Annotated in this window: 18 protein-coding genes; 6 read left to right on the top strand and 12 right to left on the bottom strand. The window is 67.3% G+C overall.

Annotated features, from left to right (window positions below; translation table 11 throughout):
• Positions 1-58 precede the first annotated feature (58 nt).
• Positions 59-1,783 (bottom strand): ATP-dependent RNA helicase RhlB, encoded by a 1,725-nt coding sequence (rhlB, locus tag AC10QF_RS03065; protein ID WP_494541720.1) that lies wholly within the window; start codon positions 1,781-1,783, stop codon positions 59-61.
• Between the two features lie 507 nt (positions 1,784-2,290).
• Here rhlB and trxA point away from each other — a divergent pair.
• From trxA to AC10QF_RS03080, 3 genes are all read left to right on the top strand, one after another.
• The gene (gene trxA, locus AC10QF_RS03070) at positions 2,291-2,620 is read left to right on the top strand and encodes a thioredoxin (protein WP_005411275.1); all 330 of its coding nucleotides are present in this window, start codon (positions 2,291-2,293) and stop codon (positions 2,618-2,620) included.
• A 228-nt stretch (positions 2,621-2,848) separates the two neighbouring features.
• Positions 2,849-4,606 (top strand): transcription termination factor Rho, encoded by a 1,758-nt coding sequence (gene rho / locus AC10QF_RS03075; protein WP_049441105.1) that lies wholly within the window; start codon positions 2,849-2,851, stop codon positions 4,604-4,606.
• Between the two features lie 209 nt (positions 4,607-4,815).
• On the top strand, positions 4,816-6,390 hold the full coding sequence (locus AC10QF_RS03080) for a sensor domain-containing diguanylate cyclase (RefSeq protein WP_494541721.1): 1,575 nt from the start codon (positions 4,816-4,818) through the stop codon (positions 6,388-6,390).
• Between the two features lie 34 nt (positions 6,391-6,424).
• On the opposite strand, the gene AC10QF_RS03085 is transcribed toward AC10QF_RS03080, so the two are convergent.
• The 11 genes from AC10QF_RS03085 to AC10QF_RS03135 all read right to left on the bottom strand — a co-directional run bounded on the left by AC10QF_RS03085 (position 6,425) and on the right by AC10QF_RS03135 (position 18,131).
• On the bottom strand, positions 6,425-7,315 hold the full coding sequence (locus AC10QF_RS03085; RefSeq protein ID WP_134730138.1) for an energy transducer TonB: 891 nt from the start codon (positions 7,313-7,315) through the stop codon (positions 6,425-6,427).
• Positions 7,316-7,376: 61 nt separating this feature from the next.
• Positions 7,377-9,107, bottom strand: a complete 1,731-nt coding sequence (gene aceK, locus AC10QF_RS03090; RefSeq protein WP_494541722.1) for a bifunctional isocitrate dehydrogenase kinase/phosphatase — start codon at positions 9,105-9,107, stop codon at positions 7,377-7,379.
• Positions 9,108-9,253: 146 nt separating this feature from the next.
• Positions 9,254-9,613 (bottom strand): hypothetical protein, encoded by a 360-nt coding sequence (locus AC10QF_RS03095; RefSeq protein WP_005419760.1) that lies wholly within the window; start codon positions 9,611-9,613, stop codon positions 9,254-9,256.
• A 53-nt stretch (positions 9,614-9,666) separates the two neighbouring features.
• Positions 9,667-10,083: a roadblock/LC7 domain-containing protein gene (locus AC10QF_RS03100; RefSeq protein WP_111097311.1), complete on the bottom strand. Its 417-nt coding sequence runs from the start codon at positions 10,081-10,083 to the stop codon at positions 9,667-9,669.
• Positions 10,076-10,624: a GTP-binding protein gene (locus tag AC10QF_RS03105; RefSeq protein ID WP_049410698.1), complete on the bottom strand. Its 549-nt coding sequence runs from the start codon at positions 10,622-10,624 to the stop codon at positions 10,076-10,078. Before AC10QF_RS03105 ends, AC10QF_RS03100 begins: the two co-directional genes overlap by 8 nt.
• Positions 10,617-11,582 carry a hypothetical protein gene (locus AC10QF_RS03110; RefSeq protein ID WP_049410695.1) on the bottom strand — a complete coding sequence of 322 codons (966 nt, stop codon included), beginning with the start codon at positions 11,580-11,582 and terminating at the stop codon, positions 10,617-10,619. Before AC10QF_RS03110 ends, AC10QF_RS03105 begins: the two co-directional genes overlap by 8 nt.
• 315 nt (positions 11,583-11,897) lie before the next feature.
• Positions 11,898-14,120 carry an NADP-dependent isocitrate dehydrogenase gene (locus tag AC10QF_RS03115; protein ID WP_111097310.1) on the bottom strand — a complete coding sequence of 741 codons (2,223 nt, stop codon included), beginning with the start codon at positions 14,118-14,120 and terminating at the stop codon, positions 11,898-11,900.
• A 315-nt stretch (positions 14,121-14,435) separates the two neighbouring features.
• Positions 14,436-14,948, bottom strand: coding sequence for a hypothetical protein (locus tag AC10QF_RS03120; RefSeq protein WP_049410689.1), 513 nt, complete (start codon positions 14,946-14,948; stop codon positions 14,436-14,438).
• Between the two features lie 45 nt (positions 14,949-14,993).
• Positions 14,994-15,287, bottom strand: coding sequence for a LysM peptidoglycan-binding domain-containing protein (locus tag AC10QF_RS03125; RefSeq protein WP_005419771.1), 294 nt, complete (start codon positions 15,285-15,287; stop codon positions 14,994-14,996).
• 214 nt (positions 15,288-15,501) lie between these two features.
• On the bottom strand, positions 15,502-16,320 hold the full coding sequence (gene queF, locus AC10QF_RS03130; RefSeq protein ID WP_155030217.1) for an NADPH-dependent 7-cyano-7-deazaguanine reductase QueF: 819 nt from the start codon (positions 16,318-16,320) through the stop codon (positions 15,502-15,504).
• Positions 16,321-16,811: 491 nt separating this feature from the next.
• On the bottom strand, positions 16,812-18,131 hold the full coding sequence (locus AC10QF_RS03135) for a M20 family metallopeptidase (protein ID WP_155030218.1): 1,320 nt from the start codon (positions 18,129-18,131) through the stop codon (positions 16,812-16,814).
• Between the two features lie 185 nt (positions 18,132-18,316).
• On the opposite strand from AC10QF_RS03135, the gene AC10QF_RS03140 reads away from it, so the two are divergent.
• The 3 genes from AC10QF_RS03140 (at position 18,317) to AC10QF_RS03150 (ending at position 26,023) form a co-directional block, all read left to right on the top strand.
• The gene (locus AC10QF_RS03140) at positions 18,317-19,561 is read left to right on the top strand and encodes an efflux RND transporter periplasmic adaptor subunit (RefSeq protein WP_494541723.1); all 1,245 of its coding nucleotides are present in this window, start codon (positions 18,317-18,319) and stop codon (positions 19,559-19,561) included.
• A gap of 74 nt (positions 19,562-19,635) precedes the next feature.
• Positions 19,636-22,869 carry an efflux RND transporter permease subunit gene (locus AC10QF_RS03145; RefSeq protein WP_065197067.1) on the top strand — a complete coding sequence of 1,078 codons (3,234 nt, stop codon included), beginning with the start codon at positions 19,636-19,638 and terminating at the stop codon, positions 22,867-22,869.
• Positions 22,870-22,900: 31 nt separating this feature from the next.
• Entirely contained in the window at positions 22,901-26,023 is a 3,123-nt protein-coding gene (locus tag AC10QF_RS03150) for an efflux RND transporter permease subunit (RefSeq protein WP_494541724.1), read from the top strand.
• Positions 26,024-26,184: the final 161 nt, after the last annotated feature.

A 26,184-nucleotide genomic window follows, 5' to 3' on the forward strand; every position in this document is an offset into this window, starting at 1 on the left:
CACCTTTCAAAGCCACCCGACCAACGGTCGGGTGCTACCCGCTGATCGGCAGCGCCGATCAGCTGCCCGACAGCATCCGGCGGATCTTGCGGCCGATGCGGGTCAGGAACGAGTCACCGGTATCGGCGGCGGTACGCACCGGCTTGGCCACCACCTGCACCGGGGTGACCGGGCTGGCGCCGTTGCCGGCGTTGGCCTGCACACCCTCTGCACCCTCGACCGGACGGCCGTGGCGACGACGACGGCGCTTGCGCGGCTTGTGTTCACCATCCACGGCAGCGTCCGGTGCACCTTCGGCGCGCGGCGGACGCGGTGGACGCGGGGCCTGGGCAGCGGCGCCTTCAGCACCGGCGACCGGGGCGGCAGCCCCCTGCTCGCCTTCCACGCGCGGCTTGCGCGGGCCGCGCGAACGGCGCTCGCCGCTGCGCTCGCCGTCACGGCCACCACGACCACCACCACTGCCGGAACGACCGCCACTGCGGCCGCCACCCCGACGCTCTTCTTCGGCGGCGCGGGCTTCGCGCGCTTCACGGAAGATCTGGCCGACGCTTTCGTTGTCCTCGCCTTCCTCGCCTGCAGCCGGCGCCGGGCGTTCCGGGCGCGGCAGCGGCGTCAGCAGTTCCTTGGTGACCGGCTCGGAGGGAATCTTCTGCTCGATGTAGGCCTCGATGTCCGGCAGGCCCATCGCGTAGCGTTCGCAGGCGAAGCTGATCGCATCACCTTCTTCACCCAGGCGCGCGGTACGGCCGATGCGGTGCACGTAGTCTTCGGCATCGAACGGCAGGTCGTAGTTGTAGACGTACTTGATGCCATCGATGTGCAGGCCACGCGCGGCCACGTCGGTGGCCACCAGGATTTCCAGCTGGCCCTTCTGGAAGCGGTTGAGCAGGCTCTCGCGCTTCTTCTGCGGCACATCGCCGGACAGCACGCCGACACGGTAGCCGGCCTTTTCCAGCGAGCGGGCGACGCGCTCGACGAAGACCTTGGTGTTGACGAACACCATGGTCCGCGCGCCTTCGCTGCGCGACAGCAGGCCCAGCAGCAGCGGGATCTTCTCGTCGTCGGCCGGGAAGTAGATGCGCTGGCGCACGCGGGCAGCGGTGATGGTCTCGGCTTCGACCACCAGCTTCTGCGGCTCGTTCATGTGCTCGTAGGCCAGCTCCAGCACGCGATGGCTGAGGGTGGCGCTGAACAGCAGGGTCTGGCGGATGGTGCGTTCCGGCATGCGGCGCAGCAGGAAGCGGATGTCCTTGATGAAGCCCAGATCGAACATGCGGTCGGCTTCGTCCAGCACGCAGATCTCGCAGGCATGCAGCGAAACCACCTTGTGCTGCTTGACGTAGTCGATCAGGCGGCCCGGGGTGGCGATGATCACGTCCACGCCCTGCTGCAGCAGCTCGCGCTGCTTGTCGTAATCCACGCCACCGTAGACCAGCGCGAAACGCAGGCCCAGGTCGGAACCGAACTTCACCGCATCCTTGTGGATCTGGATGGCCAGCTCACGGGTCGGGGCGAGGATCAGGGCGCGGGGATCTTCCGGCTTGCGGTCGGCCAGCGCCGGACGGGTCAGCAGGCGGTTCACGACAGCCACCAGGAAGGCCAGGGTCTTGCCGGTACCGGTCTGGGCCTGGCCGGCAACATCACCACCGGGCAGCGCGACCGGCAGGGTCAGCGCCTGGATCGGGGTGCAGCGGGTGAATCCGGCTCCTTCAAGGCCGGCCTGCAGGGCCGGGTGCAGCTCGAAGGAGGAGAAGGTCAAATCGGTCAGCGGTTTGTCGCTCATGAGTCCGTCTTGGTATGGCCGCCGGCCCGTGGGGCGGCTGGCACTTCATCGTCTGGGGGCACCGTCGCAACTGCGGCCCCTGCGGCGGGTTGGCAGGCAGGGACCACCTGGTCCGCACGCCGCGCAATGCCCCAGTTTACCGCACTCGGGCAGGCAAACCGGAATGCGGCGTCTCACGGCATGCAGAGACACCACCTTCACCCAGCCACACCGGACTTGAACGGCCCGCACGGGGCGCTGGTGTCGCCGACTGCCAGCCCCATCTTCAGGAAGACAGTGAAATCCGACACATACCGGCCATCGAAGCGATCACGATACGCTGGGTTCCAGCCGGCGCCTGTCCCTGCCCCGCGATAGGGGTACACTGCCGGCCGTGAGCGTCCAGGCATCCCGCCGAACGCACCGCGGCAGTGCGCCGCGAGGCAACGACGAGGGTCGCGCCACCGGGCAAGGCCCAGTTCACCCACCTCCGGCATGGCCGGGTGCAATCCAAGACGAGAAACCAAGATGAGCGACAAGGTTGTACATGTCGGCGACGCCGACTTTGATAGCGCAGTGCTGAATTCCAAGGAACCGGTGCTGGTCGATTTCTGGGCCGAGTGGTGTGGCCCCTGCAAGATGATCGCCCCGGCGCTGGACGAGCTGGCCGATGCCTACCAGGGCCGCGCCAAGATCGCCAAGGTCAACGTTGACCACAACCGTGCGCTGGCCGCGAAGTACCACGTGCGTTCGATTCCGTACCTGGTCGTGTTCAAGGATGGCGAGAAGGTCGGCGAGCAGATCGGTGCGGTGGGCAAGGCCCAGCTGGCCGGCCTGCTGGACAAGGCCCTGGCCTGATCCTGCCGGTCTCCGGCAGCCGCCGAGCGCGGCTGCCGGCGGGCGCACCACGCCCATGATGAATGCTGTTCCCGGCGACCCTTGCATGGCGCCGCAGGCCGATGATAGTGTCGGCATATCCGGCCGCGTTCGCGTGCCGCACCCTCTGGACGCAGTTTCTTCCAGACCCATTCCCAACGTTCGCCGCCCCAGCCGGGCGCTCGCACCGTCAAGCGAGGAATAACGCTCTTGTCCGATAACACTTCCGAAACCGGCAGCGCTGATGCGCCCGCCGAAAAGCGCGTGCGCAAGCCCCGCGTGAGCAAGGCCGCCGCCCCGGCAGCCGCAGAAACCAGCGCCGCTCCGGCGCAGCCGACCCTGCCGCTGGCAGCTGCGCCCGAAGCACCGGCGCCGGCCGCAGCACCTGCGCCGAGCGCGCCCGCCGCCGAGGCCCCTGCCAGCAGTGGCGGTGGCGAGGGTGGCGAGGGCCGCGAATCCGGCCAGCCGCGGCAGCAGAATCACCAGGGGGGTGGCCAGAACCAGGGCCAGAACCCGTACAACCAGAACGGCCAGCAGGGCCAGCAGGGCCAGGGGCAAGGTCAGGGCAACCGACGCGACCGCTTCCGCAACCGCCGCGACCGTGACCGCAACAACCGCTTCCGCGACGATGGCATGTCCAATGACGGCGGCGAACAGCAGCCGTTCGTGCCGCGCCCGCACGCCAACGTGCCCGAGGGCTTCCCGGTCTACTCGCTGAGCGACCTCAAGCGCATGCCGGCACAGAAGCTGCTGGAAATCGCCGAGCAGCTGCAGATCTCCGAAGGCGTGGCCCGTGCCCGCAAGCAGGACGTGATCTTCGCCCTGCTGAAAGTGCTGACCCGCCACGGTGACGGCGTCGCCGCCGACGGTGTGCTGGAAATCCTGCCGGATGGCTTCGGTTTCCTGCGCGCGGCCGAAGCCAGCTATCTGGCCGGACCGGACGACACCTACATCTCGCCCAGCCAGATCCGCCGCTTCAACCTGCGCACCGGCGACCACATCTCCGGCCGCATCCGCTTCCCGAAGGACGGCGAGCGCTACTTCGCGCTGAACATCGTCGACACCATCAACGGCGAGCCGATCGAAGCGTCGAAGAACAAGGTGCTGTTCGAGAACCTGACCGCACTGTTCCCGCGCCGCCGCTTCACCCTGGAGCGTGGCAACGGTTCGTCGGAAGACATCACCGGCCGCATCCTCGACCTGATGGCGCCGCAGGGCAAGGGCCAGCGCTCGCTCATCGTGTCGCAGCCGAAAGCCGGCAAGACGATGATGATGCAGCAGGTCGCCACCGCCATCACCACCAACCATCCGGACGTGCACCTGATCGTGCTGCTGATCGACGAGCGCCCGGAAGAAGTGACCGAAATGCAGCGCACCGTGCGCGGCGAAGTCATCAGCTCGACCTTCGACGAGCCGGCCGCGCGCCACGTGCAGGTGGCGGAAATGGTCATCGAGCGCGCCAAGCGCCTGGTCGAGCACAAGAAGGATGTGGTGATCCTGCTCGACTCGATCACCCGCCTGGCCCGGGCCTACAACAACGTGGTGCCGAGCTCGGGCAAGGTGCTGACCGGTGGTGTGGACGCCAACGCCCTGCACCGCCCGAAGCGCTTCTTCGGTGCCGCGCGCAACGTGGAAGAAGGCGGCAGCCTGACCATCATCGCCACCGCGCTGGTCGACACCGGCTCGAAGATGGACGAGGTGATCTACGAAGAGTTCAAGGGCACCGGCAACAGCGAAGTGCACCTGAGCCGTCGTATCGCTGAAAAGCGCGTGTTCCCGGCCATCGACATCAACCGTTCCGGTACCCGCCGCGAAGACCTGCTGATCGAACCGGAGCTGCTGCAGAAGATCTGGATCCTGCGCAAGCTGCTGCATCCGATGGATGAAATGGCCGCGATGGAATTCCTGCTCGACAAGATGAAGAACACCAAGTCCAACGACGAGTTCTTCGGTTCGATGAAGCGCTGATCCACGGCATTGCATTGAAAAGAACCTGCCGCCCGCTGCGGCAGGTTTTTTTTTGGCTGCAGGGCGACCTGTTTCACTTTGCCGCCGCTGACTTTTGGCGATAATTCGCCCGACACCCTGCCCGGCCCCAAGGGCGTGGCCACCGATTCCCGCTGTCGCCCCTTCCGGAGAACCGGTCGGGTCCAGCCTACTGCCGGATCCGTCGACGCATGCGAACGCTGTCCCCCCGCCTCAACCTGGGCAAGCTGATCCTCGCCCTGGCCCTGCTCAGCGCCATCATCGCCCTGGCCAATACCCTGCTCGCCAGTTACCGCGTGCAGCGCGACCAGCTGGTCGGCAACACGCTGGAGGCCAACCGCGTCTATGCCACCAAGCTGGCCGAGACCACCCAGAATTTCCTGCTGGCCGCGCAGCAGGAGCTGGCCTACGCCGCCACCCGGCTCGGCCAGAATGATCTCGATCCGGCACAGGCCCAGGATGAAGCCAGCCGGCTGCAGCTGCAGACCAACAGCTTCAACTCCTCGCTGGTGGTCGACGCCGATGGTCTGGTGATCGCCACCTCGCCGCAGACCCTGCAGCTGCAGGGCGAGATCCTGCACAGCGCCGGCAACAACGCCGCACTGGCCGCGCGCCAGCCGATGATCAGCGATCCCTACCAGTCGACCACCGGCAAGCTGCTGGTCTCGCTGTCGCATCCGATCTTCGACCGCCAGGGCCGCTATCGCGGCTACGTCAGCGGCACCCTCTACCTGCGCCAGCGCAGTGCGCTGCACACGCTGCTGGGCAAGCACTACTACCGCGACGGCTCGTACCTGTACGTGGTGGACCGCAATGGCCGCCTGCTGTACCACGCCGATGGCAAGCGGGTCGGCGACTACGTGGTCGGCAACCCGGCGGTGAAGGCAGTCGTGCGCGGTGAACGCGGTGCGCAGCAGGTCCGCAACAACCTGGGCGTGTCGATGCTGGCCGGCTATGCACCGGTACCGGCCACCGGCTGGGGCATCGTCGCCCAGCGGCCGACCGAGGCCACGCTGCAGCCATTGTCGCGGTTGATGACCGCGGTGATCTGGAACGCGATCCCGCTCGGCCTGCTGTCACTGCTGGTCACCTGGTGGTTCGCCCGCCGCATCTCGCTGCCACTGTGGCAGCTCGCACGCAACGTGCAGGGCGGCGAAGACACTGGCAATGCGATCAGCCACGTCAGCGGCATCCGCGCGTGGTACTTCGAGGTCGCCCAACTCAAGCAGGCAGTGCTGCACAGCTTCAATGCCCTGCAGGACCGTATCGGTACGCTCAACCGTGCCAGCCGTACCGACCCGCTGACCGGCCTGTTCAACCGCCGCGGCCTGCAGCAGGCGCTGGACGCGCTGCAGGTGCAGGGCATCCCGTTCGCGATCCTGGCGCTGGACATCGACCGCTTCAAGTCGATCAACGACAGCCATGGCCACGACGTCGGCGACGCCGCCATCGTCCACATCGCCGACCAGATGCGCCGCTATTCGCGCGACAGCGACATCCTCTGCCGCGCCGGCGGCGAGGAATTCCTGCTGCTGCTGCCGGGCATCAGTACCGACTCGGCCCGCCAGGCCGGTGAACGCCTGCGCCAGCATATCGCCGATCACCCATTCGAACCGGTCGGCACCATCACCGTGTCGCTGGGCGTGGCTCACTTCCCCAGCTTCCATGTCGACGCCGAGCAGGCATTGCGGCTGGCCGACAAGGCGCTGTACATGGCCAAGGAACAGGGCCGCAACCGGGTGGTGGTCTACCCGTACGCCGACTGACGCGGAGCCGGGCTGCCCGGCTCCGCAGCGGGTCTCAGCTCTGTTGCAGCGGGGTCAGCAGGCGCAGGCCGCGCTTGGCGCCGTCCACCATGTAGACGCCGCCTTCCGGCAGCAGATCGCTGCCGGCCTGCTCGACCGGGTCAGCCTCGTGCCACGGCACGCTCTGCCGCGGCCCCGGAATGAAGGCGCGCCAGCGGCCATAGCGTTCCGCCTCTGCATTGGGATCATGGTTCAGGGCGAAGTTCACCGGGATGCGAACCGTCCAGCTGTCCCGGGTGCTGTCCTCGCCGGTGGTCGGCGGCTTGAAGGTCCAGGTACGGGCGGTGCTGACGCTGGCTCTGGCCAGGATGTCGCGCATCTTGGCCAGGGTCCGCTCGGACGCGACCACAGCCATGTTCACCTGCTCGGCGGCCACGTCGGCCACTGTTCCGTCGCGCGCCACCTTGACCAGCAGCAGCACCTCACCCTGGCCACCGTTTCGGTAGGCTGCCTCCGGGTAGCGCGGCGGTGTCATGTGCAGCGGGGTCACCGAATCAGTGGCCTTCGGATCGTACTCGCTGAAGTCGACACTGGTCATGCTGATTTCATAACCGCCATCGGCCGCAGCCTTGCCGCGCAGGCGAACGCGCAAAGGGGCCCGCGTGGCCACCGCCTGGCCAGCGCGCAGCGTGGGCTCGAAGCGCCAGCCCCCGATGGTGCCTTCGACGAAGGAGGCGATGCCCGGAGCGACCATGGCTTTCTGGTCCAGCACCAGCGAACTGACCGCGCCCTCCGGCGTGACCTCGATATGACCGGACAGCACCATGCTCATTTCCGCAGTCGCACGTACAGCGCGTGCGGTCTGCGCAGTGGCGTCACCTGCAAGCAGGGGGGCGCCGGCACCGACGGCCAGCGCGAGGGCGAGAAACAGTGGAGAACGCATCATTGCCGGATCCTTGGTGATGATCGGCGAGAGTACCTCAGCCCAAGCGCCCAGGACAGCCGGCTCAGGCCAGCCGGTGCGCGCCCGAATAGGGCGGCGTGTCCGGATAGTCACCTCGGCCGAAGCGTTCCTGCAGGCCCTGCCACCAGCCCGGGTCGAACAGGTGCCGGTAGTGCTCGCGCACCGCTGCCAGCTCTGCAGCGGGCAGGCCCATGAACGGGCCGAAGCGCTCGGGAAACACATCGCGCGGACCAACATGGAACCACGGCTCGTCGGACATCGCTTCCTCCGGCGTACGCGGCTGCGGCCAGGCGCGGAACACGCAGTCGCTGACCAGGCACAGCTCGTCGTAGTCGTAGAATACGGCCCGCCCATGCCGTGATACGCCGAAATTCTTCGGCAGCATGTCACCGGGGAAGATGTTGTTGCGCGCCATGTCGGTGATCGCCTGCGCATAGTCCAGTACCGCCGCGCGCACGGCCTCACCGCCCTGCTCGCGCAGGTACAGGTTCAATGGCCGGAAGCGGCGCTGTACGTAGCACAGTGCCACTTCCACCTCTTCGCCATCGACCCGCACGGTCTGCGCGCATTGCTGCAGCAGCTCTTCCAGCAAGGCCGGTGCGAAACGGTCTCGCGGGAAGCGCAGGTGGCGATACGGCTGCGCATCGAGCAGGCGGCCGACGCGGTCGAGGTTGAACACCAGCGCGTACTTCTCTTCCACCTGCTGCCGCGACATCGCCTTGGGCCAGGCGAAGCGGTCGCGGATCAGCTTGAACACCAGCGGATAGCTGGGCAGGGTGAACACCGCCATGACCATGCCCGGCGTGCCTTCGGCGGGCACCAGCCGCTCCTGCGGATGCTCGTTGAAGTGGCGGAAAAAGGTGCGGTAGCGCTCGGTCTTGCCCTGCTTGGCGCGTCCCAGCACCGTGTAGATCTCATCGATGGGCTTGCCCGGCAGCAGGCTGCGCAGGAACACCACCGCATCGCCGACCGTGGCGAGGTCAGCCTGGAAGTAACTGCGCGATACACCGAACAGGTGGGCGACGTCGCGACGACGGGTCAGCACCGCGTCGGCACGCAGGCCACGCTCATCGTTGACCAGTGCGATCACGCACGGTGAGAAGCGGTGCTCGCCGAACACGCGGCCAACCAGGTAGGCACGGCGCTCGCGATAGAACACGGTGTCGAGCAGCTCGATGCTGCGCACCGGCGTATCGCCCCAGTGCGCCAGATCATCCTGCAGGCGCACGGCGATCGCCGCCGCGCAGCGCAACTGGTGCGCATACGGAATGTCGAAACGGTAGTCGGCCAGCACGCGCTGCAGGGCCTCCACCGGCCGCGTCGGCGAGACGGCATAGGTATGCCGGGCGACCGGATGGGTGATCGCGTCGGACGGCTCGACATCGAAGGCGATGAACTCCAGCGCCGGATCCACGCCACGGATGGAAAACAGGCGCCGCGACAACGTGTTGTAGAAGGTCTTGTACAGTTCGGCGTCGATCAGCCCCCGCAGCAGTGCGCTGTACTGCGCATGCACCTGCAGCCACAGCGCGCGCTCGCCGATCGCTTCGCCGGCGAGGCGGCGCAGTGCATCCATCTGCTCGGCGATGCACAGGTCATACAACGCGATGCGCTCGACTGCATCCTGGCGCGCGCCCGCCCAGTCACGCTGCTCGAAGCGCTGCCGTGCACGGGCGGTGATCGCCGCGAAGCGGGCATGGTACTGCTCGAAACCATCGCGGATGGCGCCGGCGATGCGCGGCGCCAGCTCGGCAGCGATGTCAGGCTCGGACATGCAGGGCTCACCCGGAAGGACCGGCTTCACCATACGCTGGCGTGTGCAATGGCGTCGAGTGCGAAGGTAGTGCCGGCCGCTGGCCGGCAGCACCTGGACCGTCGATGGATCGATGCAGACGCCGGCCAGCGGCCGGCACTACCGGCTCAGATCGCCAGTTCGGCCTCTACGTCCTGCACCTTGCGTCGGGCCAGTGCAAGGTTGGACTTGGTCCGGTCCAGCACGATGTAGAAGAACAGGCCCTTCTTCTTCGCGACCGGTCGCATGATGTGGTACGCCTTGCCCAGCGAGATCAGGATATCCTCGATGCTGTCATTGAGGTTCAGCGAGGCGGCGGTCTTCATCTTGGCCCGGATCACTTCGGTATTGCCGGCGGCGGCCACTTCCATGTCCATGCCGGCACCGGCTTCGCCGAGCAGCATGCCGCTTTCGTAGTCGACCAGCGCCACTGCCTGCGCGCCGTCGATGCCCATCAGTGCGTTCAACGATTCATTCAATCCAGCCACGTCGCACCCCTTGTCGATGTTGGTTCGAGCCCCTCGTTCCCCTGCGGCCGGGCTCACGATCCGCCGAGTTCGGCCAGGATCGCCTGGCCACATTCCCTGCTCTGCCACAGCACCTGCCCGATCACGCTGCGCTGGTCGCAGGCCGCCATCAGCAGCAGCGGCGCACGCCCTTCGGCCTGGATCGCCAGCATCAGCACCTTCCCGCCGATCGCTTCGAGCATCAGCGTCTGCAGATCGCCCAGGACCAGTTCGCGCCCCACCGCTGCGGCCAACGCCAGCATCGCGCTGGTCATCGCCGCCAGCCGTTCACCGCGCCCGTCGGCTCCGGCGCTGACCAGGGCGAAGCCATCAACGCTGGCCAGGACCACGGTACGTACCCCTTCGACCCGCTGCTGCAGGTCCTGCAGCAGGGGTTGCAGGCGCTCACGCTGGCCGGCGTCGGGCAATACCGCCATCTGCCCGTCAGCCATGCGCAGCCACCAGTGCGTGCGCTTCCATTTCGCTCATCAGTACGTCCATCAGCAGCAGTCCCTGTTCCCGGTCACGGGCATCGATGGCCAGCAGCGGCAGTGGCTGGTCGTCCAGGCAGGCTCGGCTGGCCCAGTCATCCAGTGCCGCCTGCGGCGCCTGGTCGAGGTGGGTGACCGCCACCACCAGTGCCAAGGACGATGCAAACGGCTGCAGCACCTGCAGGTAGTCCTGCAGCTCGCTGGCCAGGCCCGCGCGACGTGCGTCCAGCAGCAGCACCGCGCCCCGTGCACCCTGCAGCAGGATCGGCCACAGGAAGTCGAAGCGCTGCTGGCCGGGCGTTCCGTACAGCCGCAGGCGCTCGCCGTTGGGCAGGTCGATGTCTGCATAGTCCAGCGCGACGGTGGTGGAGGCCTTGTCGGCACCGAGGCGATCACTGTTGGCCACATCGGTGTCGACTACGGCGCCGGCCGCGATGCTGCGCACCAGCGTCGACTTTCCGCTGCCCATGCCGCCCAGCACCACCACCTTGTGCTCACGCATTGCGCTCACTCCCACGCAGGTGCCGCCACAGGCGGGCAAGCAATCCGTTGTCGGTGCGGGTGCCACCGGTCGCCACCATCGGCGCCGCCGGGGCGGCCTGCAGCTGCGCGTAGCCACACAGGTAGGCCGCGTGGATGAAATCGCGAACGGCCGCCGCCGGCAGCTCAAGCAGCATCGCGCATTCTTCAACCGTGCACGCGCGCTTGAGCAGCAGCGAGCACAGGCGGAATCCATCGTGGTCGTGCCCCAGCACGCGGAAATCCGGCCAGCGCAGCAGCTTCACCGAAGCGCCGCGCAGGCGTTCGTCCAGTGCCTGCCAGTGGCGGCTGCGTTGCGCCCATTGCCACAGCAGCGGCCGCAGCGGCTGGCGTGGTCGCTCACCAGCCAGTGCCTGCAGGCGCGCCGGCGTCAGCGCATCCAGCTGCAGGCGTTCGAACGCATCGGCCAGGCGCTCCACCAGCACGCTCGCGGGTTCCTGCAACAGCACGGCCTGGTCGTGCTCCAGATCCATCAACAGCAAAGGTTCGCCCGCATCACTCAACAGTGCCTGGCCATGGCGCAGCGGCAACCGCTCGCGCAGCAGGCGGGTGATGGCGTGTGCGCCATCGGCCAGACGTATCAGCGCGGGTGCGGGCATGGCCAGGGGCTCCGGTGCCAACTGCATGCGACGCAGCGCGCGGCCGATGGCACCGTCGTCGAGCACATCCTGGTGTCCGTCGCCGTCGCGCAGTTGGCCGCCGTTGTCCTCGATCCAGCATTGCAGGCGCGGTCGCTGCTGGCGCATGCGCTGGGCCGCGTTGCGCAGCGCCGGGGTATCGCGGATGACCAGCAGGTCGCAATCGTCCAGGTCCTGGCTGCGGCGGACCTGGCCGTCCGGCAGTGCCGACGCCAGGCGCAGCCGTTGCAGCAGGGCCTGCTCGCCCTGGATGTCGGTCCCCACTACCAGCACGCGTGCCATCCGTGTTCCCCGGGCGACCACCTCCCCGGTGGTCTCGCGTCGCCAAGGCTAGGGTTTGCCGACGAAGGCCGTCGTGATCGACTGCTCAGATTGAGCGGGGCTACATCGGCGTGCTGATCGGTTCTGCGACGGCCATCGCGGGCAAGTTTCATGCCCCGTTGACGGCAGTCCGACAGCTGACGGATGTCACGGTTTCATCGCTCGGGGTCGGATCCCTTTTGCGCGCAGAAGGGATCTGACCCCGAGCGGCCCCGGAAAAAGAAAACCCGCGCCGAAGCGCGGGTTTCCATGTTGCGGCAGGCGAACGGCGCTGGATCAGCCGCGCAGCTGCTCCAGCGCGGCGTTGAAGGTCGCGCTCGGGCGCATCGCCTTGCTGGCCTTGGCCACATCCGGACGGTAGTAGCCCCCGATGTCCACGGCCTTGCCCTGCACTGCGATCAGCTCGTCGACGATCTTCTGCTCGTTGTCGGTCAGCGCCTTGGCCAGCGGGGCGAAGCGCGCCTTCAGTGCGGCGTCCTCGTCCTGCGCGGCCAGGGCCTGCGCCCAGTACAGCGCGATGTAGAAGTGGCTGCCGCGGTTGTCGATGCCACCCAGCTTGCGCGACGGCGACTTGTCGTTGTCCAGGAACTGGCCGTTGGCTTCGTCCAGCGCCTTGGCCAGCACACGGGCGGCGGCGTTGTCATAGCGGTTGCCCAGGTGTTCCAGCGACGCGGCCAGGGCCAGGAACTCACCCAGCGAATCCCAGCGCAGGTAGTCCTCTTCGACGAACTGCTGCACGTGCTTCGGGGCCGAACCACCGGCGCCGGTCTCGAACAGGCCACCACCGGCCATCAGCGGCACGATCGACAGCATCTTGGCGCTGGTGCCCAGCTCCATGATCGGGAACAGGTCGGTCAGGTAGTCGCGCAGCACGTTGCCGGTCACCGAGATGGTGTCCTCACCCTTGCGGATGCGGGCCAGCGAGAACGCGGTCGCTTCCACCGGCGGCAGGATGCGGATGTCCAGGCCGGTGGTGTCGTGGTCCTTCAGGTACTGCTCGACCTTGGCGATGACCTGCGCGTCGTGGGCGCGGGCGGCATCCAGCCAGAACACGGCCGGGGTGCTGCTCAGGCGGGCGCGCTCGACGGCGAGCTTGACCCAGTCCTGGATCGGCGCGTCCTTGGTCTGGCACATGCGCCAGATGTCACCGGCTTCCACGGCGTGCTCGAACACCACGGTGCCGGCATCGTCGGTGACCTTGACCACGCCATCGGCAGCGATCTGGAAGGTCTTGTCGTGCGAGCCGTACTCTTCGGCCTTCTGTGCCATCAGGCCGACGTTGGGCACCGAGCCCATGGTGGCCGGGTCGAAGGCGCCGTGCGCCTTGCAGTCGTCGATGACGGCCTGGTACACGCCGGCGTAGCAGCGGTCCGGAATGACCGCCTTGGTGTCCTGCAGCTTGCCTTCGGCGTTCCACATCTTGCCGGAGTCGCGGATCATCGCCGGCATCGAGGCGTCGACGATGACGTCGCTCGGCACGTGCAGGTTGGTGATGCCCTTGTCCGAATTGACCATGGCCACGCCCGGGCGCTGTGCGTACTCGGCAGCCAGGTCGGCTTCGATCGCAGCACGGGTGGCTTCCGGCAGCGACGGCAGGCGCGCAGCCAGGTCACCGATGCCGTTGTTGGCGTCGAAACCGGCCTGCTTGAGCACTTCGGCGTGCTTGGCCAGCACGTCCTTGTAGAACTCATTGACCGCCACGCCGAACATGATCGGGTCGGAGACCTTCATCATGGTCGCCTTCAGGTGCAGCGAGAACAGCACGCCCTGGGCCTTGGCATCGGCGATCTGCTCACCGATGAACGCGGCCAGCGCCTTGCGGCTCATCACGGCGGCGTCGACGATCTCGCCGGCCTTGACCGCAGTCTTTTCCTTCAGCACGACGGCGCTGCCGTCCTTGCCGTGGAAGGTGATCTTCAGCGAACCCGCGTTGGCGACGGTGGCCGACTTTTCGCTGCCATAGAAGTCACCGGCGGCCATGTGCGCGACGTGCGACTTCGAATCGGCCGACCAGGCACCCATGCGGTGCGGGTGCTTGCGCGCGTAGTTCTTCACCGACAGCGGTGCGCGGCGGTCGGAGTTGCCTTCGCGCAGCACCGGGTTCACCGCACTGCCCTTGACCTTGTCGTAGCGCGCCTTGTAGTCGCGCTGCTGATCGTCGGCCGGGGTTTCCGGGTAATCCGGCAGCGGATAGCCCTGGTCCTGCAGTTCCTTGATGGCCGCCTTCAGCTGCGGCACCGAGGCGGAGATGTTCGGCAGCTTGATGATGTTGGCGTCCGGGGTGGTCGCCAGCTGGCCGAGCTCGGCCAGGTCGTCGCTGACCTTCTGCGCGTCGGACAGCAGTTCCGGGAACTGCGACAGGATGCGGCCGGACAGCGAGATGTCACGGGTTTCCACCACGATGCCGGCAGTGGCGGTGTAGGCGTCAACGATCGGCAGCAGCGACTGGGTGGCCAGGAACGGTGCTTCGTCGGTCAGCGTGTAGAGGATCTTGGACATGGGGGACTTGGACTCTGTAGCAATGCTCAGGGGAAGGCCGGCGCCAGCGCCGGGCCACGTGCAACCGTGTCGCGCGCGGGGTTGGCCCCCGCGCTTTCCCCCGTCGCCGTCAGGGTGGGCGCGCGGCGGGGAAACCCCTGCATTGTCGCGTTTTCGGCCGCGCGGGGCAAAGCTGTGCCATACGCGGCGGTACTGCATGCCGGCAACGCTGTGATCCATCGACGCCTGGATGAAGCCGACCATCATCCAACAAAAAAGGACGCAGCCTCGCGGCTGCGTCCATCGTGAGCCCTGCCGGGAGAGAGTCGGCTGGACTTACTTGACCTCGAACTCCTGCGGCGTTCCGGCCGCCTTGCCATCGACGGTGACTTCGGCGCGGTACTTGCCGGCCGGCCAGCCCTTTGCATTCTTGAAGGTGACGTTGGTGGTTTCCGCACCGCTGGTGTTCAGCGTGGCATTCTGTTCGCCGGCCACCTGGCCGTCCTGGTAGGTCAGCTTCGCGCCAACGGTGACGTTGTTGGCAGCACCGTCGGTCTTGACCGAGACGATGATGTCGTCCTTCGGCGCGAACAGAGCCGTCGTCGCAACCGACTTGTCGGCGGCTGCGGTCTTGCCGACCGTGACCGACGAGACGCTGACAGCAGCGGCTTCGGCCATCGGCGGCGGCGCGCCGGTCATCGGGGCCGGTGCTGCCGGTTCGGCCGGAGCAGTCGCTGCCGGAGCGGCATTGGTGTCGGTCGACTCTTCTTTCTTCTTGCAACCGACCAGGGCGACGCTGCCCAGCAGGGCGGCGATCAGGGCGGTCTGGAGCGGGGTGGTCTTGATCATTCGGGGTTCCTCCCAGGGATTGTCGGATGGCGTTCGATCGCCGGCTTACTTCGGCGGCAGTTTCAGGGTCTGGCCCGGGAAGATCTTATCCGGGTCATCAAGCACATCGCGGTTGGCTTCGAAGATCTTCTTCCAGGCATTGGCGTCGCCCAGATGCTGCTTGGCGATCTTCGACAGCGAGTCACCCTTCTGCACGGTATAGGTGCCGCCGCTGACAACGTCTGCGGTGCTGTCCACCGAAGCGCTGACGCCGGAGAAGTCCGCCTTCGGCACCTGCTCGGCGGTACTGTCGACACTGCCACTGACGCCGGAGAAATCGGCTTTCTTCTCGGTACTCATCCACAACTCCCGTCTGCATGACTACGTGATTGGCACGGTGCCATGGCGGTTGTTAAATGGGGATGGTGCAGATGTGAAGCCGGCCCCGGGGGCGGCTGAACAATCGGGGGAATGGACACCCGGTAGTGCCGGCCGCTGGCCGGCTGTGCCACGGGATCCGGCCTTGGCCGATTGCCGGCCAGCGGCCGCCACTACCGGTAACCGCCTGCGGCGGTTACTGCCGCAGCTCGCGGTAGGTCGCGGCCGGGGCGACGATGCCCGGGCTGGCACGCCAGGGGTTGATGTCCAGGCCACCACGGCGGGTGTAGCGGGCCTCAACCTCCAGCCAGTGCGGCTGGCAGCGCGCGGACACCTCGCTGAAGATCCGCTCAACACACTGCTCGTGGAACTCGGCATGCTCGCGGTAGCTGACCAAGTAGCGCAGCAGGCCGGCGCGGTCGATCTTCGGCCCACGGTAACGCAGGCTGACCGTGGCCCAGTCCGGCTGGCCGGTGACCGGGCAGTTGGACTTCAGCAGCGCCGAGACCAGAGTCTCCTCCACCACCTCGCCCGCATCGGCGGCGAGGAAGTCCGCCTGCGGCGGGCCGTAGCAGTCGATCTCCACGTCCAGCCCGTCGATGGATTCGCCAAGCGGCGTCTCTTGCAGCTCCGGCAGGCCGAACTCCACCTGGACCGGCGCACCGGCGCAGGCCGACAGATCCGCCACGATGCGCGCGCGCAGCGCCTCGGCGTTGTCGATGCGGGTGCTGTTGAGGGAGTTCAGGTACAGCTTGAACGACTTCGATTCGATCAACCGCGGCGAGGTGCACGGCACCTGGACGGTGGCGACGGCGACCTGCGGCTTGCCACGCGGGTCGAGCCAGCTCAGCTCGAAGGCGTGCCAGCGGTCGTGGCCGACGAACGGCAGCGCGCCGTCATCGAGACCGATCTCGGCGCGGGCGCCGCTGCGCGGGATCGGAAACAGCAGGCCGGGATCGTACTGCGACGGGTAACTGACCTCGCGACCGAGGCTGGAATCCTGTGGGGTGTTCATGGGGGTCATTGTATCGCGCGGACGGCGGGCCTTCGGCCGGGCCGGCCAACGGCGAAGCCCCTCCGTGGTGGGGTGTTGGGTCGTCGAAAGCCTGGATTCCCGGGAGTGGGCCGGGCGGATGGGGCTGGCGGGGACGCCGTGAATCCGTCCCTGGAGGCTTAGCCGCGCCATCCATGGCGCGGATACCCCGCCAGCCCCACCCGCCCGGCCCCCCGACACATTTCTGCCGCCGATCCACCACGGGAAAGATCAGAAAATCAAAATCCGATCCTTCGGACATTCTCGATGTCTGCCATCCACGCATGGCGTGGATCTACCGGCAAGCCACGGGATCGGGTCTGGAGGAAAGCCCCCTGAGTCAGGGGGCGGCCGCGAAGCGGCAGGGGTCTGGAAGCTGGTAAGGGGGGCCCACCGTTCGCGCAGCGAACTGTGGGAGCGACAGCGCGCATGCGATGTCGCGTACCCAGGGCTGCAAGCCCTGCCGGAAACCCTCACCCCGCCGGAGTGCCGGCACCGTGCAGGTAATCCAGGCTCACCTGCAGCAACGCGCGCAGACCCACATCCAGCGCCTTCTCATCCAGCAGGAACTTCGGCGAATGATTGGCCGGCGCCGTCGCCGGGTCGATGCCCACGCTGGTGGAACCGACGAAGAAGAACATGCCAGGCACTTCCTTCGCGTACAGCGAGAAATCCTCCGCGCCCATCTGAAGCGGTGGCTCGTACACGTTGTCCTTGCCCACCACCGCCTGCAGGCTCGGCAGCATCTTCGCGGTCAGCGCCGGGTCGTTCACCGTGGCCGGGTTGCCCTCCGATTCGTAGATGTCGGTCACCGCCTTGGCACCGTGCGCGGCGGCCGTGTGCTCGGCCACGTTGCGCAGGTCGGCGAAGATCTGCTGGCGCATCCCTTCGTCGAAGGTGCGGATGGTGCCGACCATCTCCACTTCATCGGGAATGATGTTGTAGCGGATGCCGCCGTTGATTGCGCCGAAGGTCAGCACCGCCGGTTGCTTGGACAGGTTGGCACGGCGGCTGACGATGGTCTGCGCGGTGCCGACCAGATCGGCGGTGGCGACGATCGGGTCAACACCGTTCCACGGTGCCGAGCCATGCGTCTGGCGCCCGATCACTTTGATGCCGAAACGGTCCGAGGCGGCCATCAACGGGCCACCGCGCACCGCGATCTGGCCGGCCTGCACGCTGGAGAACACATGCAGGCCAAACACCGCCTCCGGCTTGAAATCGGCGAACAGCCCTTCCTTCAGCATGAGTGCGGCACCGCCCTCTTCCGGCGGCGGCGCGCCCTCCTCGGCCGGCTGGAAGATCAGCATCACCTGGCCCGGCAGGTCCTTCTTCATCGACACCAGTGCTTCGGCCACGCCGAGCAGCGTCGCGGTGTGCGCGTCGTGGCCACAGGCATGCATCACGCCCACGGTCTGCCCGCGGTACTGGTCAGTGGCCTTGGAAGCGAACGGCAGGCCGGTCTGCTCGGTCACCGGCAGCGCGTCCATGTCCGCGCGCAATGCGATCTTCGGGCCCGGCTTGCCGCCTTCGATGATCGCCACCACGCCGTGGTGGGCGATGCCGGTCTTCGGCTTCAGGCCCATCGCCCGCAGGCGCTTGGCGACTTCGGCCGAGGTACGCACTTCGCGGTTGGACAGCTCCGGGTGCTGGTGGAAATCACGACGCCACTCGATCACCTTGGACTGCAGCCGCTGCGCGGCGGCGGTCACTTCCGGGCGCTGCCCGTCCTGGGCGTGGGCAAGGGCCGGCAGGGCCAGCAGCAGGGCGGACAGCAGCAGCGAACGGCGCATCACAATCTCCACGGCAGGGGGTTCCAGCTGAATGTAGGGCAACACTGCCGCCACGGGAACCTCCGGCGCGGCATCCGGTCTTAGCGCCCGTCCCATCCGTCATGCAGGAAACGTGATGTGGCACAGGTATGCTTTGCGCATTGCCCCCGGGTCGCGCCCGGTCCAGCCCTTTTGGAGTCCTCGTAATGTCACGTGTTTGGAAGATCGTGCTGCTGGTCGTGGCAGTGCTGGTGCTGGCCGTGGTCGGCCTGCGGGTCATCGGCGGCGGCAAGGACGAGGCTGGAAAACCGGCTGCGGGCGCACGCCAGGGCGGCGAAGACCCGGATACGGGCCCGGTGCCGGTGACCGTGGTCGATGCCACCCGCCAGGACGTACCGGTGTACGCCAGCGCGCTGGGCACGGTGACCGCAATGAATACCGTTACGGTCAGCCCGCAGGTCGGCGGCCAGCTGATGAGCCTGAATTTCCGCGAAGGCCAGGAAGTGAAGCCGGGTGATGTGCTGGCGGTGATCGATCCGCGCACTGCCCAGGCCAGCTATGACCAGGCCGCGGCAGCCAAGCGCCAGAACGAAGCCCTGCTGGCCACCGCGCGCTCCAACTACCAGCGCTCCAACGCGCCGGAATACCGCCAGTACGTCGCCAAGACCGATCTGGATACACAGCGAAACCAAGTGGCACAGTACGAAAGCGCAGTCGCTGCGAACGAGGCCAGCATGCGCTCGGCGCAGGTGCAGCTGCAGTACACCCGGGTCACTGCGCCGATCTCCGGCATCGCCGGCATCCGTGCGGTCGATGCGGGCAACGTGGTCAACGCCGGCACCGCGCTGGTCACGCTGACCCAGATCCATCCGATCCACGTGCTGTTCAACCTGCCCGAGCGCCAGCTGGGTGATGTGCGCCAGGCACAGGCCGCCGGCACGGTGCCGGTGGCCGCGCTGGACCGCGCCGACTCGCATGTCCTGTCCGGCGACGGCAAGCTGGACGTGGTCGACAACCTGATCAGTGCGGACAGCGGCACGTTCAAGGCACGTGCGGTCTTCGACAACACCGACAATGGCCTGTGGCCGGGCCAGTTCGTCAACGTGCGCATGCAGCTGCGCACGATCGCCGGTGGCGTGGTCATCCCGACCCAGGCGGTGCTGCGTGGCCCGGATGGCGAATACGTCTATGTCGTGCAGGGCGACAACACGGTGAAGATGCAGACCGTGCGCAGCGGCGTGGAAGTGGGCGACAGCCAGGTGCAGATCGCCGAAGGCCTGAAGGGCGGCGAGCGGGTGGTCAGTGAAGGCCAGTTCCGCCTGAAGCCGGGCAGCAAGGTCACCGCACTGAAGCCGGGCGAGACCCCGGCCGCACCGACCGAGGCCGAACTGAAGGCAGCCGAGCAGAAGAACGCAGGCGGCGGTGGCCGTCGCGGTGGTGGCCCGCGCTGAGCGCAGGCCACGGTTCTCCCTCGCGCCGGCGGACCTGCCGGCGCCGACATTGAAGTGCCAGCAAGGATCAGTCCGTGGGCTTTTCGACGATCTTCATCCGCCGCCCGATCGCCACCTCGCTGTTGATGGCGGGCCTGTTGCTGCTGGGCATCCTCGGTTACCGCAAGCTGCCGGTGTCGGCGCTGCCGGAAATCGATGCGCCCAGCCTGGTGGTCACCACCCAGTACCCCGGTGCGAACGCCACCACCATGGCCTCGCTGGTCACCACCCCGCTGGAGCGCCAGTTCGGGCAGATTTCCGGGCTGGAGCTGATGACCTCCGACTCGTCGGCCGGGTTGTCGACGATCATCCTGCAGTTCTCGATGGACCGCGACATCGACATCGCCGCGCAGGACGTGCAGGCGGCGATCCGCCAGGCCACCCTGCCCTCGTCGCTGCCCTACCAGCCGGTCTACAACCGGGTGAACCCGGCCGACGCGGCCATCGTCACCCTGAAACTGACCTCTGACACGCGCCCGCTGCGCGACGTCAACAATTACGCCGATTCCATCCTGGCCCAGCGCCTGTCGCAGGTGCAGGGCGTGGGCCTGGTCTCGATCGCCGGCAATGTGCGCCCGGCCGTGCGCATCCAGGTCAATCCGGCGCAGCTGTCGAACATGGGCCTGACCCTGGAACAGCTGCGCAGCGCGCTGACCCAGGCCAACGTCAATGCGCCGAAGGGTTCGTTGAACGGCAAGACCCAGTCCTACAGCATCGGCACCAACGACCAGCTGGCCAGCGCCGCCGAGTACCGCGACACCATCATCAGCTACAAGAACGGCCGCCCGGTGCGGCTGTCGGACGTGGCCGAGGTGATCGATGGCGTGGAGAACGACCAGTTGGCCGCCTGGGCCGATGGCAAGCCGGCGGTGCTGCTGGAAGTGCGCCGCCAGCCCGGTGCCAACATCGTGCAGACCGTCGAGCGCATCCGTGCCATCCTGCCGCAGCTGCAGGGCGTGCTGCCGGCCGACGTGCACCTGGAGATCTTCAACGACCGCACCGAGACCATCCGCGCCTCGGTGCATGAAGTGCAGTTCACCCTGATCCTGACCATCGGGCTGGTGGTGGCGGTGATCTTCGTGTTCCTGCGCCGGTTGTGGGCCACGATCATTCCCTCGGTGGCGGTGCCGTTGTCGCTGGCCGGCACCTTCGCGGTGATGGCCTTCGCCGGCATGTCGCTGGACAACCTCTCGCTGATGGCGCTGGTGGTGGCCACCGGCTTCGTGGTCGACGATGCGATCGTGATGATCGAGAACATCGTGCGCTACATCGAGCAGGGCAAGAGTGGCAAGGAAGCGGCCGAGATCGGCGCACGCCAGATCGGCTTCACCGTGCTGTCGCTGACGGTCTCGCTGGTGGCGGTGTTCCTGCCGCTGCTGCTGATGCCCGGCGTCACCGGCCGCCTGTTCCACGAGTTCGCGTGGGTGCTGAGCATCGCCGTGGTGCTGTCGATGCTGATCTCGCTGACGCTGACCCCGATGATGTGCGCCTACCTGCTCAAGCCCGATGCCCTGCCCGAGGGCGAGGACGCGCATGAGCGCGCGGCGGCGGCCGGCAAGCAGAACCTGTGGACGCGCACCGTCGGCCTCTACGAGCACAGCCTGGACTGGGTGCTTGGCCACCAGCGGCTGACCCTGGCCGTGGCCGGTGGCGCGCTGGTGCTGACCGTGCTGCTGTACGTGCTGATTCCCAAGGGCCTGCTGCCCGAACAGGACACCGGCCTGATCACCGGCGTGGTGCAGGCCGACCAGAACATCGCCTTCCCGCAGATGGAGCAGCGCACCAGGCAGGTGGCCGAAGCGCTGCGCCAGGATCCAGACGTGACCGGCGTGTCGGCCTTCATCGGCGCCGGCAGCATGAACCCCACCCTCAACCAGGGCCAGCTGTCGATCGTGCTGAAGGAACGCGGCGAGCGCGATGGCCTGGATGAGATCCTGCCGCGCCTGCAGAAGGCGGTGGCCGGCATTCCGGGCGTGGCGCTGTACCTGAAGCCGGTGCAGGACGTGACCCTGGATACCCGCGTGGCCGCCACCGAGTACCAGTACTCGCTGTCGGACGTGGATTCGGCGACGGTGGCGACCCAGGCCACGCGCCTGACCGAAGCGCTGCGCAAGCGCCCGGAACTGGCCGACGTCGACAACAACCTGTCCAACCAGGGCCGCGCCTTGGAGCTGAACATCGACCGCGACAAGGCCAGCGTGCTGGGCGTGCCGATGCAGACCATCGACGACACGCTCTACGATGCGTTCGGCCAGCGCCAGATCTCGACCATCTTCACCGAGCTCAACCAGTATCGCGTGGTGCTGGAAGTGGCACCGGAGTTCCGCACCAGCACCGCGCTGATGGAACAGCTGGCGGTCGCCTCCAACGGCGCCGGCGCATTGACCGGCACCAATGCCACCAGCTTCGGCCAGGTCACCTCCTCCAACTCGTCCACCGCCACCGGCATCGGCGCGCAGAACACCGGCATCACCGTCGGCGCCGGCAACATCATCCCGCTGTCGGCGCTGGCCGAAGGCAAGGTCAGCAGCGCCCCGCTGGTGGTCAGCCACCAGCAGCAGCTGCCGGCGGTGACCGTGTCGTTCAACGTGGCGCCGGGCTATTCGCTGTCCGAAGCGGTGCGAGCGATCCAGGAGACCAAGGACAGCCTGGACATGCCCACCCACCTGCATGCCGAGTTCATCGGCAAGGCCGCCGAGTTCACCGGCAGCCAGACCGACGTGGTGTGGCTGCTGCTGGCCTCGCTGGTGGTGATCTACATCGTGTTGGGCGTGCTCTACGAGAGCTACATCCACCCGATCACGATCATCTCCACGCTGCCACCGGCCGGTGTCGGCGCGCTGCTGGCGCTGATGCTGTGCGGGCTGAGCCTGTCGGTGGATGGCATCGTCGGCATCGTGCTGCTGATCGGCATCGTCAAGAAGAACGGCATCATGATGGTCGACTTCGCGATCGAGGCGCGCCGCGCCGGTGCCAACGCGCACGAGGCGATCCGCCGCGCCTGCCTGCTGCGCTTCCGCCCGATCATGATGACCACCGCCGCGGCCATGCTCGGCGCACTGCCGCTGGCGCTGGGCACCGGCATCGGTTCGGAGCTGCGCCGCCCGCTGGGTATCGCCATCGTCGGTGGCCTGCTGCTGTCGCAGCTGGTGACGCTGTACACCACGCCGGTGATCTACCTGTACATGGAGCGCTTCTCCGAGTGGCTGGCGCGCCGCCGCGAACAGCGTGCGCTGCGCGAGGGTTCGCTGCAGGAGCCGCAGGCATGATCCACGCCCCGCTGCCGTGGGCGGCCGCACGATGAACCTGTCCGGCCCCTTCATCCGCCGCCCGATCGGCACCGCGCTGCTGGCCATCGGCTTGTTCATGGTCGGCCTGATCTGCTACCTGCGCCTGGGCGTATCGGCGCTGCCGAACATCGAGATCCCCGTGATCTTCGTGCATGCCAGCCAGTCCGGCGCCGACGCGGCGACCATGGCCTCGACGGTCACCGCGCCGCTGGAACGCCATCTCGGCCAGCTGCCAGGCATCGATCGCATGCGCTCGTCGAGCTCGGAAGGCAGCTCGCTGGTGTTCATGATCTTCCAGAGCGGCCACAACATCGATTCGGCCGCGTTGGACGTACAGACCGCGATCAACTCGGCACAGGCCGACCTGCCTTCGGGCATGGGCTCGCCGATGTACCAGAAGGCGAACCCGAACGACGACCCGGTGATCGCCATCGCGTTGACCTCGCAGACGCAGTCGGCCGACGAGCTCTACAACGTGGCCGACTCGCTGCTGGCGCAGCGCATCCGCCAGATCAGCGGCGTCGCCTCGGTCGACATCGCTGGCGCGTCGACGCCAGCGGTACGCGTGGACGTCAACCTGCGCCTGATGAACGCGCTGGGCCTGACCGCCGATGACCTGCGCAACGCGGTGCGCGCGGCCAACGTAACCTCGCCCACCGGCTTCCTCAGCGATGGCAACACCACCACGGCGATCATCGCCAACGACTCGGTGGCACGCGCCGCCGACTTCGCCGACCTGGTGGTCAAGACCCAGGGCGACGGCCGGGTGATCCGCCTGAAGGACATCGCCAACGTCTACGACGGCCAGCAGGATGCCTACCAGGCGGCGTGGTTCGACCACAAGCCGGCGGTGGTGATGTACGTGTTCACCCGCGCCGGCGCCAACATCGTGGAGACCGTAGACCGGGTCAAGGCGCAGATCCCGACCCTGCGCGACTACCTGCAGCCGGGCACCACGATGACGCCGTACTTCGACCGTACGCCGACCATCCGTTCGTCGCTGCATGAAGTGCAGATCACCCTGCTGATCAGCCTGGCGATGGTGGTGCTGACCATGGCGCTGTTCCTGCGCCGGCTGGCACCCACCCTGATCGCGGCGGTGACCGTGCCGCTGTCGCTGGCCGGCGCCGCGCTGGTCATGTACGTGATGGGCTTCACCCTGAACAACCTGAGCCTGCTGGCGCTGGTGATCGCGATCGGCTTCGTGGTCGACGATGCGATCGTGGTGATCGAGAACATCATGCGCCACCTCGACGAGGGCATGCCGCGCATGCAGGCGGCGTTGACCGGTGCGCGCGAGATCGGCTTCACCATCGTCTCGATCACCGCCTCGCTGGTGGCGGTGTTCATCCCGCTGCTGTTCGCCAGCGGCATGATGGGCGCGTTCTTCCGCGAGTTCACCGTCACCCTGGTGGCGGCCATCGTGGTCTCGATGATCGTCTCGCTGACATTGACCCCGGCGCTCTGCAGCCGCTTCCTCAGCGCGCACGACCACAGCGCGCCGCCGTCGCGTTTCGGCCGCTGGCTGGACGCCGGCCACGAGCGCATGCTGCGCATCTACACCGTATTCCTCGACTTCTCGCTGCGCCACGCGCTGCTCCTGTCGCTGACGCCGCTGATCCTGATCGGCGTCACCATCTTCCTGTTCGGCGCGGTGAAGAAGGGCGCGTTCCCGCCGCAGGACACCGGCCTGATCTGGGGCCGCGCCAACTCCAGTGCCACCGTGTCGTTCGAGGACATGGTCGCGCGCCAGCGCCGCATCACCGACATGCTGATGGCCGACCCGGCGGTGAAGACGGTGGGTGTACGCCTGGGCAGCGGCCGCCAGGGCTCCAGTGCACAGTTCAACATCGAGCTGAAATCTCGCAGTGAAGGCCGCCGCGAAACCACCGCGCATGCGTTGGCGCGCCTCAGCGCCAAGGCCGATCGCTATCCCGACCTGCAGCTGCGCCTGCGCGCGATCCAGGACCTGCCCAGCAACGATGGCGGCGGTTCCAGCCAGGGCGCGCAGTACCGCATTTCGCTGCAGGGCAACGACCTGGCCGCACTGCAGGAATGGCTGCCCAAGCTGCAGGCGGAACTGAAGAAGAACCCGAAGCTGCGCGACGTCGGGACCGACGTGGACAATGCCGGCCTGCGCCAGAACATCCAGATCGACCGCGCAAAGGCCGCGCGCCTGGGCATCACAGTGGGCGCCATCGACGGCGCGCTGTATGGTGCGTTCGGCCAGCGCCAGATCTCCACCATCTATTCGGACATCAACCAGTACAGCGTGGTGGTCAATGCCCTGCCCTCGCAGACAGCCACCCCGGCGGCGCTGGATGAGGTGTACGTGCGTGCGCGCAACGGCGACATGGTGCCGATCACCGCGGTGGCCACGCAGATGCCTGGCCTGGCCCCATCGCAGATCACCCACGAGAACCAGTACACGACGATGGACCTCAGCTACAACCTGGCTCCCAACGTGAGCATGGGCGAGGCCAAGGCGATCATCGACGCGACCGTGGCCGGCATGCGCATGCCCGGCGACATCCGCCTGGCCGACGATGCGGGCTTCGGCTTCAACTCAGATCCCAGCGACATGCTGATCCTGGTGTTCGCCGCAATCCTGACCGTGTACCTGGTACTGGGCATGCTCTACGAGAGCCTGATCCACCCGGTCACCATCCTGTCCACGCTGCCGGCGGCGGGTGTCGGTGCGCTGCTGGCCCTGTTCGGCAGCAACACCGAGCTGTCGGTGATCTCGATGATCGCGCTGGTGCTGCTGATCGGCATCGTCAAGAAGAACGCGATCATGATGATCGACTTCGCACTGGTGGCGCAGCGCGAGCATGGGCTGGCGCCGCGCGATGCCGCACGCGAGGCCAGCATCGTGCGCTTCCGCCCGATCATGATGACCACGATGGTCGCGATCCTGGCCGCAGTGCCGCTGGCGATCGGCCTGGGTGAAGGGTCCGAGCTGCGCCGCCCGCTGGGCATCGCGATGATCGGCGGCCTGCTGTTCTCGCAGAGCCTGACCCTGCTCAGTACGCCGGCACTGTACGTGATCTTCTCCTGCCTGGCCGAGCGCTGGCGCGCCCGTCGCGCGCGCAGGCGCGAAGCGAAGCTGCTCAAGCGCGCGCAGCGGGCGTAGTAGAGCCCATCCACGCATGGCGTGGATCTAGTTTTCGGTACTGCGAATCTGCCGGCCAGCGGCCGGCACTACCACCGGCGCGGAGGGTGGGTGCGGACCGTTGGTCCGCACGCCTCCGGGTTTGACGTGCTGTAACGAAAAGAGAACAATTCCCCTCCAGC

It is taken from the genome of Stenotrophomonas maltophilia complex sp. Om-AH-Sm3, assembly GCF_059337855.1.

Coding starts and splice junctions, on each gene's coding strand:
- rhlB (WP_494541720.1), bottom strand. CDS start 1,783: ATGAGCGACAAACCGCTGACCGATTTGACCTTCTCCTCCTTCGAGCTG.
- trxA (WP_005411275.1), top strand. CDS start 2,291: ATGAGCGACAAGGTTGTACATGTCGGCGACGCCGACTTTGATAGCGCA.
- AC10QF_RS03080 (WP_494541721.1), top strand. CDS start 4,816: ATGCGAACGCTGTCCCCCCGCCTCAACCTGGGCAAGCTGATCCTCGCC.
- AC10QF_RS03085 (WP_134730138.1), bottom strand. CDS start 7,315: ATGATGCGTTCTCCACTGTTTCTCGCCCTCGCGCTGGCCGTCGGTGCC.
- aceK (WP_494541722.1), bottom strand. CDS start 9,107: ATGTCCGAGCCTGACATCGCTGCCGAGCTGGCGCCGCGCATCGCCGGC.
- AC10QF_RS03100 (WP_111097311.1), bottom strand. CDS start 10,083: ATGGCTGACGGGCAGATGGCGGTATTGCCCGACGCCGGCCAGCGTGAG.
- AC10QF_RS03105 (WP_049410698.1), bottom strand. CDS start 10,624: ATGCGTGAGCACAAGGTGGTGGTGCTGGGCGGCATGGGCAGCGGAAAG.
- AC10QF_RS03110 (WP_049410695.1), bottom strand. CDS start 11,582: ATGGCACGCGTGCTGGTAGTGGGGACCGACATCCAGGGCGAGCAGGCC.
- AC10QF_RS03115 (WP_111097310.1), bottom strand. CDS start 14,120: ATGTCCAAGATCCTCTACACGCTGACCGACGAAGCACCGTTCCTGGCC.
- AC10QF_RS03120 (WP_049410689.1), bottom strand. CDS start 14,948: ATGATCAAGACCACCCCGCTCCAGACCGCCCTGATCGCCGCCCTGCTG.
- AC10QF_RS03125 (WP_005419771.1), bottom strand. CDS start 15,287: ATGAGTACCGAGAAGAAAGCCGATTTCTCCGGCGTCAGTGGCAGTGTC.
- queF (WP_155030217.1), bottom strand. CDS start 16,320: ATGAACACCCCACAGGATTCCAGCCTCGGTCGCGAGGTCAGTTACCCG.
- AC10QF_RS03135 (WP_155030218.1), bottom strand. CDS start 18,131: ATGCGCCGTTCGCTGCTGCTGTCCGCCCTGCTGCTGGCCCTGCCGGCC.
- AC10QF_RS03140 (WP_494541723.1), top strand. CDS start 18,317: ATGTCACGTGTTTGGAAGATCGTGCTGCTGGTCGTGGCAGTGCTGGTG.
- AC10QF_RS03150 (WP_494541724.1), top strand. CDS start 22,901: ATGAACCTGTCCGGCCCCTTCATCCGCCGCCCGATCGGCACCGCGCTG.